We start from the raw sequence: 12,307 nt of genomic DNA, 5'->3' as shown, positions 1-12,307 counted from the left end.
GGATCAGGACGCGCTTAAATTACTGATGAAAAAATCGAAACAGGGGATTCACAACCCGAATCACCTGTGACATAGTGTTTTCAGATGCTCGCAAAGGGCACGTTTTTGAGGCTAGTTTTCATACGGCGGTAAACAGAGTGTCCCGTTCCCATCGGCCCGGTTTGGGCTCAATCATCTTCTTCTCGGTGGCTTTCATGCTTGGTGTGTATTTCACCTTTGCCGCCGTACAAGGTGACTATGGCCTGTTTCGGCGGGTCGAAATTGCTGCGGAACGGGACGCCCTGTCACAGGACCTGGAAAAGCTGAATGCCCAAATCGCCGAATTGGAAAACCTGACTCGGCGCCTGTCCGACACCTATCTGGATCTTGACCTGCTCGATCAGCAGGCGCGTTCGGTTCTTGGCATGATCCGGGCGGATGAGATCGTGATCCGCTGATCCTTTTTGGGCTGCCGGACGCCTTCGGACCATCGTCGCACCGCTTTGCCTGTCGGCTGCGCCACGCCCGCGCGGACGCTGCGTCACATTTCCCCTCGCCAGAAAGCCCCAAATGCTTTATGAGATAGTTTAACGCTAAACTATCTTGCCGAAAGGGGGAGATCGCCACTATGGCTGCGCGAAAAACCACAAAGAAACCAAATGTTTCTGCGGAAGAACTCAAGACATACTACCGCGAGATGCTTCTGATCCGTCGATTCGAAGAAAAGGCGGGTCAGCTTTATGGCATGGGCCTGATCGGCGGATTCTGCCACCTGTACATCGGTCAAGAGGCGGTTGTTGTCGGGCTCGAAGCGGCAGCACAGGACGGCGACAAGCGGATCACCTCGTATCGTGACCACGGCCATATGCTGGCCTGTGGCATGGACCCGGGCGGCGTGATGGCCGAACTGACCGGGCGCGAAGGCGGCCTGTCCAAGGGCAAGGGCGGCTCGATGCACATGTTCTCGAAGGAAAAGCACTTCTATGGGGGCCATGGCATCGTCGGCGCGCAGGTGCCTTTGGGTGCCGGTCTGGCTTTTGCCGACAAGTACAAGGAAAATGGCGGCGTGACCTTTACCTATTTCGGCGACGGTGCCGCAAACCAGGGTCAGGTCTATGAGACGTTCAACATGGCCGCCCTGTGGGATCTTCCCGTGGTTTTCGTGATCGAGAACAACCAATACGCCATGGGCACAGCGCAGGCGCGTTCGACCTCGTCACCCGATATCTATGTGCGCGGCGAAGCGTTCGGCATTCCCGGCGAGATCGTCAACGGTATGGATGTGCTGGCCGTCAAAGCTGCTGGTGAAAAGGCCGTTGCCCACTGCCGCGCCGGCAAGGGCCCTTACATTCTTGAGGTCAAGACCTACCGCTATCGCGGCCACTCGATGTCTGACCCGGCCAAGTACCGCACCCGCGAAGAGGTTCAGAAAGTCCGCGAACAAAGCGACCCGATCGAACATGTGCGCGAGCTGCTTCTGACCGGCAAACACGCGACCGAGGATGACCTGAAGGCGATCGACAAGGAAATCAAAGAGATCGTCAATCAGGCCGCCGAATTCTCGAAAGAAAGCCCCGAGCCCGCCGTTGAAGAGCTCTGGACCGACATTTACGCCTGAGAGGACGAATAAGACATGGCAACCGAAATTCTCATGCCCGCCCTTTCACCCACGATGGAAGAGGGCACGCTGGCCAAATGGCTGGTCAAGGAAGGCGACACCGTCTCCAGCGGTGACATCCTGGCCGAAATCGAGACCGACAAGGCGACAATGGAATTTGAAGCTGTCGACGAGGGTATCGTCGGCAAGATCCTGATCGCCGAAGGCACCGAAGGGGTCAAAGTGAACACCCCGATTGCGGTTCTGGTCGAAGAAGGCGAAGACGCCTCGGCCCTGCCCACGGCTGCACCGGCAGCCGCAGCGGTGGCCGAAGCCGCCCCTGCGGCGGTCGAGGCCCCCGCTCCTGCCGCTGCGGCCCCGGCCGCTCCGGTGGTGGATCTTTCGCCCGACTGGCCCGCAGATGCCGAGATGAAATCCGAAACCGTTCGCGAAGCGCTGCGTGACGCGATGGCCGAAGAAATGCGCAACGACGAAGACGTCTATCTGATGGGCGAGGAAGTCGCGGAATATCAGGGCGCATACAAGATTTCCCAGGGTCTGCTGGACGAATTCGGCCCCAAACGCGTGATCGACACACCGATCACCGAGCACGGCTTTGCCGGCATCGCCGTGGGTTCGGCTTTTGGCGGGCTGAAGCCGATCGTCGAGTTCATGACGTTCAACTTCGCGATGCAAGCGATCGACCAGATCATCAACTCGGCCGCCAAGACGCTATACATGTCCGGCGGTCAGATGGGGTGTCCGATCGTGTTCCGCGGCCCCAACGGCGCCGCCGCGCGCGTGGCTGCCCAGCACAGCCAGGACTATGCCGCGTGGTACATGCAGATCCCCGGCCTGAAGGTGGTGATGCCCTATTCGGCAGCCGACGCCAAAGGCCTGCTGAAATCAGCCATCCGCGACCCCAACCCGGTGATCTTTCTGGAAAACGAAATCCTCTACGGTCGCTCTTTCGACATGCCGCAGGTCGATGACCTAACCGTGCCGCTGGGCAAGGCCCGCATCTGGCGCGAAGGCTCGGACGCGACCATCGTCAGCTTCGGCATCGGCATGCAATACGCGCTGGAAGCCGCCGACAGGCTGGCCGAAGACGGCATCAGCGCCGAGGTCATCGATCTGCGCACCATCCGTCCGATGGATACCGGCGCGATCATCAACTCGGTTATGAAGACCAACCGTCTGGTGACTGTGGAAGAAGGCTGGCCGCAAGGTTCGGTCGGCAGCTACATCTCATCCGTCGTGATGCAGGAAGCATTCGACTATCTCGACGCGCCGGTCATCAACTGCACCGGTAAGGATGTTCCGATGCCCTACGCCGCGAACCTCGAAAAGCTGGCCCTGATCACTACGGACGAGGTGATCGAAGCCGTCAAACAAGTGACCTACCGGTAAGGAGCGACAGACAGATGCCCACCGAAATTCTGATGCCCGCCCTTTCGCCGACCATGGAGGAAGGCACGCTCGCCAAATGGCTGGTCAAGGAAGGCGACACCGTCTCCTCCGGCGATTTGCTGGCCGAGATCGAAACCGACAAGGCCACGATGGAGTTCGAAGCCGTCGATGAAGGCATCGTCGGCAAGATCCTGATCCCCGAAGGCACCGAAGGGGTCAAAGTCAATACCGCCATCGCGATTTTGCTGGAAGATGGCGAAAGCGCCGATGACATCGCCGCGGCCCCGGCCAAGACCCCGGAGGCTGCCCCCGCAGCCGACGCGGGCAACGAGGCCGCCGCCCCTGCGGCGTCCGAGGCGCCCGCCCCTGCCCCTGCGCCGGCCGCTCCGGTCAAGGCGGATGGCGGTCGTATCTTTGCTTCCCCTCTAGCCCGACGGATCGCTGCGCAGAAAGGCCTCGATCTGGCACAGATCACAGGCTCTGGCCCGCATGGCCGCATCGTCAAGGCGGATGTCGAAGGCGCGACGGCCACTGCGACGACCCCTGCCCCGGCAGCCACCGCAACCGCACCTGCGACTGCGCCGGCGGCGGCCTCAGGACCGTCCGCGGATATGGTCGCGCGGATGTATGAGGGTCGCGAATACGAAGAGATTCAGCTCGACGGCATGCGCAAAACCATCGCTGCGCGTCTGGGCGAGGCCAAACAGACCATCCCGCATTTCTACCTGCGCCGCGACATCAAGCTGGATGCACTGCTGAAGTTCCGCAGCCAGTTGAACAAGCAGTTGGAAGGCCGTGGCGTGAAACTGAGCGTCAACGACTTCATCATCAAGTCCGTCGCCAACGCGTTGCAGCAGGTTCCGGCCTGCAACGCCGTCTGGGCGGGCGACCGCGTACTGCAACTCAAGCCATCGGACGTGGCCGTCGCGGTCGCGATCGAGGGCGGGTTGTTCACCCCGGTTCTTCAGGACGCCGACATGAAATCTCTGTCTGCTCTGTCGACCGAGATGAAGGACCTCGCCGCCCGTGCCCGCGAGCGCAAGCTGGCACCGCATGAATACCAGGGGGGCACGTTTGCCATCTCGAACCTGGGTATGTTCGGCATCGACAATTTCGACGCCATCGTGAACCCGCCTCATGCCGGTATTCTGGCGGTGGGCACCGGCGTGAAAAAGCCCGTTGTCGGGGATGATGGAGAACTGACGGTGGCGACCGTAATGTCTGTTACCATGTCCGTCGATCACCGCGTCATCGACGGCGCGCTGGGGGCAGAACTGCTCAAGGCTATTGTCGACAACCTGGAAAACCCGATGGTCATGCTGGCCTGACGACCCGAATGATGCCCGTGCCCCGGACAGCCGGAGCGCGGGCAGCCTCAAGTGTTTGCACTGAATTGAACTTGCGTGATCGGGGCACCGATTGCCCGATGTATCCAAGCGCCCCACTTCCTTCCTTTAGAAGCAGACGGAAGGCAGGTGCGCGATGCTCTCAAGAAATCTCATTCTCAGCCTGACTGTTTTGGCGATACCCGCAGCCACGGCACCTGAATGTGCCATGGCAAAGCCCAACAGCTATACGGGTGAGCATTCAAAGTTCAAGCCAAACGATCCGGCCGCGATTGCCCGGCAGAAAGCCGCACAGGACAGACGGCTAGAGCTTCGCAAACAAAAACGGGAAGAACAGCGGCGCAAGCGGTTGGACAAACGCGCCAACCGCTCTCGCTGAGCTGTTACTGATCCTTGCCCAGCATATGATCCATCGAGATCGAAGGCTGGTCGCACCCGGCTTCCCCCACGATCTTGGCGGGGATACCGGCGACCGTCTTGCAGGGCGGCACCTCTTGCAGCACCACCGAACCTGCGGCGATGCGGCTGCAATGGCCAATGGAGATATTGCCCAGCACCTTGGCCCCGGCCCCGATCAGAACACCGTCTCCGATTTTTGGATGACGGTCTTCTTCTTCCTTGCCGGTTCCGCCCAGCGTCACCGAGTGCAGCATCGACACGTTGTCGCCCACCACTGCCGTCTCGCCAATCACGATGGAATGGGCATGGTCGATCATGATGCCCTTGCCGATTTTGGCTGCCGGGTGAATGTCGATCCCGAAAATCTCGGATGAGCGCATCTGGAAGAAATAGGCCAGATCATAGCGCCCCTTGCGCCACAACCAATGGGCCACGCGATAGGCCTGCATGGCCTGGTACCCTTTGAAATACAGGATCGGCTGCAATAGCCGATGACAGGCCGGGTCACGTTCGTAAACGGCCATAAGGTCCGCCCGAGCAGCTTCGAGCAAACCCGGATCGTCGGCATATGCCTCATCCACGATTTCACGCAGAACCATCATCGACATTTCGTTCGAGCACAGCTTGGCCGCCACCCGATATGAAAGCGCCCGTTCAAGGCTGCGGTGATGCAGGATACAGGCGTGCACGAGCCCCCCCATGAGGGGCTCTTTCTCGACGGCCGCATGGGCTTCGGATGTGATACGGGTCCAGACCGGATCAACCGGTGTCACATGGCTGCGCTTTTCGAACATGGCTTTGATCCTTTGCTGCGCCTAGAATGCCATTTAGTGGCAAAAAGACCAAACGCAAACCCATGATCGGTCATGTAACGAAAATGAATGAGTCAGAGCGCACCCATTTCGAAACACGAATTCGCGAGCGATTGTCGGAATTGCAGCAGATGTCAGCGTCGGGGCAGCAGTCTCAGGCTGTTGTCGAGCTGGATCAACAGGCCGTTGGACGGCTGAGCCGCATGGATGCGCTGCAAAATCAAGCCATGGCCAAGGCACAGCAGGCCAATCGCGATATGGAAACACGCCGGCTTCTGGCCGCGTTGGAACGGCTTGAAGCGGGCGAGTTCGGGTATTGCGAAGACTGCGGCGAGCGCATTCCGGATGGGCGGCTGAATCTGGATCTGGCTGCCAGCAAATGCGTTAGCTGCGCGTCCGGCTAGCCTGAAATCTGGCAAGCTGGTGCAGAACCATCTCAAAACACTTGCAATATTGCAGATCGTCAAACCCGGGTTCATCGGCCAGGGCCCTGTTTCGCGCAACGGCCATGAGAGAACCATTGCCGTAAACCGGGTGGAGCTTGCCCGTGCGCTCCAAATGCCTGTCGGCCAATTCCGCCTCGTGGATCATCCGCACACACAAAGCCCCCCTGTCCGGCTGCGGCACGGCCAGCAAGGCGCGCGCCGCAGCACTGACATCTCCATGCAGAACCGGCCGCATCAAGCAGCTTGCCCAACCGCAAGACGCGACCAGGCTCCCGGTCCGAATACAGCAGATACCTGGGCCACTTCGACCTCATAGCCCCCGGACAGACCATCCGCCGCTTTCATGGCAGTCGAATAAGTCCACCTTGGTTCGGATATCAGTTCTTCGCGCAGAACGGTTCCAACCGAAATGACACGGACCAGGTAGGATTCGCTTTCTTCGCCCAGGGGAATCTCCAGCCCCGACCAGTCATCCGCATCCGTTCGGGCACGTCGGATCCACGTAAGCTCATCCCCGGCGGTACCAGACCGAACCCGCATGTGCACAGGCGCATAGGGGCGCAATCCGTTGCCTGCAAACGAGGCAATCAGGTGTTGATAGGACGGGTCATCATAGCCGCGGGTCGCAGGCCCAATGCGATAATGTTTGGCAAGACGCCTTTCGTTTCGCAGCAGGCTGATCTGTTGCACCCTGTCATTCAGCAGCACGAATACCGATCCATCCGGCCAGACATCAGGCATCAAGGCGTCTGTTCCCAGTTGACCCCTGAGCCGCCCGGACAACGCGTATACATCCGGGGTCTCGAGCGCCGCGTCAGCGAACTGAAAAACCTCCCAGTTACCGGGTGTTCCGTCACCGATTGCAGCCAGATTGACGCCATTCATCACCGAGCTGCGCGGGCGGGATTCCAACTGACCTGCAAGCAGTTTGACCTTCAAGGCAGGGCCCTCATCCCAGACACCGACACTGGCGCGGCTCAGCGGTGTTTCGGTCACGCCGACCACTGCCCGCTGGGCAATGACGTCGCTCAGGCGATAGCCATCGTCACTGGACGAGGAATAGACCGTTGCCGCCCCGGGCCATGGATCTCCGGTAACGGCCAGATAAGGCGCATGAAGGGCCTCGGCCCCCGTGATCAAGGGCAGATCCAGAAAAACCGGCAGCACGGGGACCGGCGCCGCATATGGTTTGAGCGTTGCCGGGTCGTCATTCAATTCGGACGCTTTGTACACGCCCTGTTCAATCCGGACCGCTTCAACAAGTTGCAAGTCGGCGGATTCCAACCGGTCGATCCGGTACACCGGCCCGGTTTCAGCATCTGTCAAACGAACCAGATCCCCTGCCCCCAGGTGCATTTGAGACGGCGGAAGCGCAAACCGAACCGTATCGCGGGAAACTCTGGCTTCGCTCAACCAGCGTTCGGCCGTTTGCCGCCCTTCGGCGCGGGTCATGGACAGAGGCATCTCATTCACGGATACGGAATGGGTGCGATCATCGGGCAAAACCGCCTCTTCCGCGACGACATCATGATCCGCGTCCGACTGAACAAAGCGCAGACGAACGCGCCCGGTCATTTCGGCCTCGGCCTCGCGCCGGTGTTCAACCGTGCCCTCAAGATCACTGCTGATCGCCAGATGGTCGGGATTCAAGGCAACCGCGCCGTACCCGTCGCGCATCTGGAACTTCAACACTCCATCCCTTTCGATCGCATCAAACCCATAGCGCAGCATCAGCGGCTGCAAGGCGGAACGAGCGTTCGTCACGTCTTCGATGACATACCCGCGGACCACACCGTACAGACCAGAGACGTCTATATCCGTGACACCTGCACCGTGGCAGATTTCGGTCACCACGGAGGCCAACGTGCGAGACCCGGACCGACCGTTCAGCCAGTGCCCTCTGGGATAGTTCTCGCCATCGTCCCACTGGCTTTTCAGGTTCGGAAAGGTCGGAAACGGGCGGGTATCCCATGCCCAGACATACGCGTTTGCCATGTCCAGCATCGGCGCGCCGTAGATGCCCGAGATCGGATTGACCTTCGGATCGCTCCAATAGCCAAGCATCGCCGTCAGATACTGAACCTGAATGAAGTCGTCGCGCAGCCCGTTTGAATACGCGGGCAACAGCGATTCCGATGACTTCGGGTCCAGGAATTTGTTCGGCTGGTTCGTGCCCTTGTCGATTGCCGCACACCCCAACTCGGTGAACCAGATCGGTTTCGATCCGGGCACCCAATCGGTCGGGTTGGGTTGACGCACGCCTCCGATCCGTTCGTGATGCGGATTCGACCACCAGTTGCGCAGGTCCTTGTATCGCCAGATCCACGGCTCGTCATGCCCCTGATCTTCGATCGGAGTCCTGATCTGCGCCTCCGCCTCTTCCCGAGAAGCGTAGTACCAGTCATACCCTTCACCGCCTTCGATATTGCTGCGAAGATACCCCAGGTCGTAAATCGAAGGCGCGCCGTCCTCGGCGTCCAGATGGTGTTCACCGTCGCGCCAATCGGACAACGGCATGTAGTTGTCGATGCCGATGAAATCGATGTTGTCGTCCGCCCAGAGAGGGTCGAGGTGAAAATACCTGTCGCTGGTGCCCTTTGGCTGGTATCCGAAATACTCGCTCCAATCCGCTGCATAGCCGATTTTGGTGTTCGGCCCCAGAATCTGACGCACCTCGGCCGCCAAGGCGCGAAGCTGCGCAACGGCCGGAAAGCCCGAAGTCCCTCTGATCTGGGTCAGGCCACGCATCTCGGACGAGATGCAGAATGACGAAACGCCGCCGGCAGCCTTGCACAGCATGGCATAGTGCAGAATGAAACGCCGCAGGCCCCATTCCTGAGGGCCGGAATATGTGATGATTTCTTTGGCCGTGACACCGCTGTCCCCCAGCAGCCCGCCAAAGGTACCGCCCCCGGAGACCCAAGTTAAACCGGTATCCCCTCTGTCGTCAGGCCGACCACCCGGTCTGGGCCTGACCAGACCACCCGAGCCACCGCCGGTGCCGCCCGATCCGTTCGTATCCTGACTGATCGCAAAATCCTGTGCCCGTGCTGATCCAAAGAACGCAGCGACCTGTGCATCGGCCGATGCCGTCTGGTCCACGGAACCCGGACGCCCCGGCGCCACATCCAGGGTAATCCGCCCACGCCATGGCAGGTGAGGCTGACTTGACGCATCCGACCAGGGATCAGGCAGCCCGTTCCCCGGCAATTGCTCCATCAGGATGAAGGGGTAAAACATCACCCGTTTGCCGGATTGGTTCAGATGTCGGATCGCCTCGACCACGGCCGCATCGGCCGGAGTCCCCCCATAGAACGGGCGGCCGTTCTGTCGCACCACAAGCCCGGCGTCGCTTCGGGCCTGATCAGATACGATCCAGGGCATATCGCTGCTGTCGTTCTCACGCTGTTCGATCTTTGGCCGGATCTTGCAATGTCCGCATCTCAGGTCATCGCCGAACCACGACACCACCAATGATGCAGCATCGCAATTGGGCAACTCGCTTTCCAGCGCTCGGGTCGAGGAGACAAGATCCGAGGTGCCGGACGCGGAATGTGCGTTTGCAGGCCAGCTCTTGCCAGATTGTGAATAATTCACCTGAGAGCTGGCCAGAGCGTATTCTCCGGTCCCCGGTATCATGGCGACCCCGCGCACGATCTGAGGCAATGCACTGTCGTGATCGGGCATGTCCCGCTGCGTGGGGCGCACAACTTCAAATGAAAACTGCGGCGCCCGGTTGCCAAAAGCGCCGAGCGGGAAGTCCTCGATCACGACATAGGCGGTTCCGCGATATGCTGGAACCGTTCCAGCGCCTTCAATCGCCTCGATCAGAGGATCCGGCAACTGATCCCACGTGCCATGGTAAACCCGCATGTTGAGGCTGGATCGATCTTGCTCTTCTCCATCCGCCCAAATGCGCGCGACATCGGCAATCTCACCGGCGCCGACCGCAATCGCCAGCGAAATCGAGTAACTGTACGTGACCGTAGTCACCTCAGGGGTCTTGGGTTTCCCCTTGCCCCCGCCGCCGCCACCTTCTGTGGTGCTCGCCTGGGTCTCCAGAAAATCCGAAGCCCAAATGACCTGACCACCCACACGCATACGGCCAAACACGGTGGTCACCGGCGCACCTTCGCCAGTTTCCGTCAACCGAAACCGATCCATGCGGCCGGTTTCGACGACCTCACTGCCGCTGCCCATAACGGACTGGTTAAAGAACTTCTGATCAAGGACCCGCCCGACCGTCGCACCGACGGCCCGACCGATAATCGCGGTTGAAAGGCCCGCAACCGTGCCCCCGATCGAACCGCCCAGCGCGGCCCCGGCTGCAGAAAGAAGAATAGTGGCCATCAATGCATCTCCATCGGGAATTCGAAACAGGAAACGATACGGCGGTACCAGGGCCTGCTCAGTGCGTTCTCCACGACGCCGTGGCCGAAATACGCGTGAATAAAGCGGGGCTCGGGGTGCGTGGTACTGACGATGCCCAGATGCTTGGCGACGCTTGCGTCGCGCATCCGAAACAGCAGAACATCCCCCGATGCCATTTTGCCTATTGGTTTTTCGACCAGATGCCGCCTGGCAGCCACCCACATCCGTTCCTCACCCTGCGGTTCGGACCAGTCCATGCTGTAGGCCGGAACAGATTCAGGTTCCCGCCCGATCACGGCGCGCCAAACGCCGCGCAACAGGCCCAGACAATCCGCACCGGCACCTTTGACCGAGGCCTGATGCATATAAGGCGTTCCAAGCCAATTGCGCGCCTCTGTCACAATATCCTCTCTACGTATCGTCATCGTAAGCTGCCTCCGCTATTGGCTTTGCTTTTCTTGGGAACAGCCATGACCCAGTCTTCGCCCGGAAGATCTGGAAACCCTTGAAAATTCAGAAAGTTGTTGAACTTGAACTGGCAGGTTTCCATGCGTTTGTCGCATCCTGCCCGCAGTTTCACACTGTCGCCGACCGCCAGGCTTGCCCCGAAACCGGACCAAAGCGTGATCTCGCGCCCGGTTGCCGTCTGCCTGTCATTCTTGATCGAAGACCACAACCCCTTGGCAGAACCGGACAAAACATCCACGCGCCCCCGTTCGAACCAGCCTTCTTCAATGGTCTGGCCTCCTACAACATGCAAAAGGGTGCCGCCATCGAAACCCGAGATCACACCGTCGAACCAATACCCCGGCGTGTCGGTGTTGAACCGGCAGGCCCGATCCCCCAACACAGCCGTGCAAGGCTTTTGGTAAACGCGCCCCAAAGGGCGGTTCAGCAAGTCGGTCAGGCCACGCAATTCCGCATGGAACGCGCCGCCAGAGCGGCGCAATTCACCGATAGAACCACGGAACTGAAGGACGCGCTGATCCAGATCTGCCCAATTGACAAGCCAGGCGCGCACTTCGGCCCCGTCAAAACGCCCCGCTTCGATATCCTCGTCGCGAATGGCCGCGTCAGACAGGGCGCCCATCGCTTCCGTGTTGTCGATGGACAGGCCCGTGGCCTGCTCGATGGCGGCGGCCGTCAGGCCGGTACTGGCCTTGAAGGTCAACCCGTCAAAACTCAGCTCCATGTCGTGGTCGGTGAAACCGTATTCCTGCCCGTCCGTGCGTTTGATCGCCCAACAGCGGCAGACCGTTGTCAACCCGCTTTGCAGATGCGCGTGCAGGCCCTTGATATCTTCAGCCATCAGATGCGCACCTCGACCACTGGAACATTCGGTACGTCGCCGGCCTGAAAACTGGCAACACTGGTCTGGATTTTGTCGGTGTCAAAACGCACCGGCACATCAAATTCAAAACTCGCGGTGATATCGACCTCTTCCGGCGGCGGGTCCGCAAAGGTGACCCTGCCCGTCGTCAGATCAACGTCAAAATCCACGCCCTCGCGGACCTCATCCTGATCCAGCCCCAGACGCACCGTCCCCAATACCGGTTTCACGATGGGGCGCGCATAGCTTACTCCGCCCGATTGGTAGGTCTTGATCAACTGGAACTCGGTGCGTGTTCCGTCGCCTTTGGCGATCACCTGATCTCCGAAATTGATGTCCGCCGTGGCCTTGCCGGATTTGAAATCCGACCAGTCCTTCCAGCGAAAGCCGAACATCTGGCCCTGCCGCGCTTCGAAGAACGAAATCAGTGTCTCGATATCGTCCAGCGAACGCATCCCCAACCCCGCATCATATCGGCGACGCGAATGGGCCCAGGGGGTGTTGCGCTCTTCAAAACCATTGGCCAGCGTCACGATGTCCGTGCGCCGTTCCGGCCCCCCGACCGAGCCAAAGCTCAGGCTGGCGGGAAATCTCACCTCGTGGAAATTCATCAGCTG

12 protein-coding genes are annotated in these 12,307 nt (G+C 60.0%); 6 read left to right on the top strand and 6 right to left on the bottom strand.

The genetic code is table 11. The features are described from left to right. The first annotated feature begins 137 nt into the window (after nucleotides 1–137). The 5 genes from GS612_RS05245 to GS612_RS05225 all read left to right on the top strand — a co-directional run bounded on the left by GS612_RS05245 (nucleotide 138) and on the right by GS612_RS05225 (nucleotide 4,711). The gene (locus GS612_RS05245) at nucleotides 138–437 is read left to right on the top strand and encodes a septum formation initiator family protein (protein WP_171115419.1); all 300 of its coding nucleotides are present in this window, start codon (nucleotides 138–140) and stop codon (nucleotides 435–437) included. Between the two features lie 170 nt (nucleotides 438–607). After that, complete coding sequence (gene pdhA / locus GS612_RS05240; RefSeq protein ID WP_171115415.1) at nucleotides 608–1,597, top strand: pyruvate dehydrogenase (acetyl-transferring) E1 component subunit alpha; 990 nt, start codon at nucleotides 608–610, stop codon at nucleotides 1,595–1,597. Between the two features lie 15 nt (nucleotides 1,598–1,612). Next, nucleotides 1,613–2,986, top strand: coding sequence for a pyruvate dehydrogenase complex E1 component subunit beta (locus tag GS612_RS05235; protein WP_171639290.1), 1,374 nt, complete (start codon nucleotides 1,613–1,615; stop codon nucleotides 2,984–2,986). Between the two features lie 14 nt (nucleotides 2,987–3,000). Then, nucleotides 3,001–4,314 carry a pyruvate dehydrogenase complex dihydrolipoamide acetyltransferase gene (locus GS612_RS05230; protein ID WP_171639289.1) on the top strand — a complete coding sequence of 438 codons (1,314 nt, stop codon included), beginning with the start codon at nucleotides 3,001–3,003 and terminating at the stop codon, nucleotides 4,312–4,314. 226 nt (nucleotides 4,315–4,540) lie between these two features. Beyond that, a complete protein-coding gene (locus GS612_RS05225; protein WP_171639288.1) occupies nucleotides 4,541–4,711 on the top strand; it encodes a hypothetical protein in 171 nt (56 codons plus the stop codon). A gap of 4 nt (nucleotides 4,712–4,715) precedes the next feature. Here the strand turns inward: GS612_RS05225 and cysE are convergent, their stop codons facing one another. Further along, the gene (gene cysE, locus GS612_RS05220; protein WP_171639287.1) at nucleotides 4,716–5,525 is read right to left on the bottom strand and encodes a serine O-acetyltransferase; all 810 of its coding nucleotides are present in this window, start codon (nucleotides 5,523–5,525) and stop codon (nucleotides 4,716–4,718) included. An 83-nt stretch (nucleotides 5,526–5,608) separates the two neighbouring features. On the opposite strand from cysE, the gene GS612_RS05215 reads away from it, so the two are divergent. Then, the gene (locus GS612_RS05215) at nucleotides 5,609–5,947 is read left to right on the top strand and encodes a TraR/DksA C4-type zinc finger protein (protein ID WP_171639959.1); all 339 of its coding nucleotides are present in this window, start codon (nucleotides 5,609–5,611) and stop codon (nucleotides 5,945–5,947) included. On the opposite strand, the gene GS612_RS05210 is transcribed toward GS612_RS05215, so the two are convergent. Genes GS612_RS05210 through GS612_RS05185 form a run of 5 tightly spaced genes read right to left on the bottom strand, consistent with a single transcriptional unit; the run spans nucleotide 5,928 to nucleotide 12,301 of the window. Beyond that, entirely contained in the window at nucleotides 5,928–6,224 is a 297-nt protein-coding gene (locus tag GS612_RS05210) for a hypothetical protein (RefSeq protein WP_171167653.1), read from the bottom strand. The two genes, GS612_RS05215 and GS612_RS05210, sit on opposite strands and share 20 nt — an antisense overlap. Continuing rightward, nucleotides 6,224–10,339, bottom strand: coding sequence for a glycoside hydrolase/phage tail family protein (locus GS612_RS20500; protein ID WP_253286100.1), 4,116 nt, complete (start codon nucleotides 10,337–10,339; stop codon nucleotides 6,224–6,226). Before GS612_RS20500 ends, GS612_RS05210 begins: the two co-directional genes overlap by 1 nt. Beyond that, complete coding sequence (locus GS612_RS05195; RefSeq protein WP_171231437.1) at nucleotides 10,339–10,785, bottom strand: NlpC/P60 family protein; 447 nt, start codon at nucleotides 10,783–10,785, stop codon at nucleotides 10,339–10,341. Before GS612_RS05195 ends, GS612_RS20500 begins: the two co-directional genes overlap by 1 nt. Beyond that, entirely contained in the window at nucleotides 10,782–11,669 is an 888-nt protein-coding gene (locus GS612_RS05190) for a DUF2163 domain-containing protein (protein ID WP_171639286.1), read from the bottom strand. The genes GS612_RS05195 and GS612_RS05190 overlap by 4 nt, the downstream gene beginning before the upstream one ends. Then, on the bottom strand, nucleotides 11,669–12,301 hold the full coding sequence (locus GS612_RS05185) for a DUF2460 domain-containing protein (protein WP_171639285.1): 633 nt from the start codon (nucleotides 12,299–12,301) through the stop codon (nucleotides 11,669–11,671). Before GS612_RS05185 ends, GS612_RS05190 begins: the two co-directional genes overlap by 1 nt. Nucleotides 12,302–12,307: the final 6 nt, after the last annotated feature.

It is taken from the genome of Ruegeria sp. HKCCD6157 (genome assembly GCF_013110685.1).
GTDB lineage: Bacteria > Pseudomonadota > Alphaproteobacteria > Rhodobacterales > Rhodobacteraceae > Ruegeria.
Note: the sequence above shows the minus strand (reverse complement) of the source record. Positions and strands in the feature narration are given on the sequence as shown.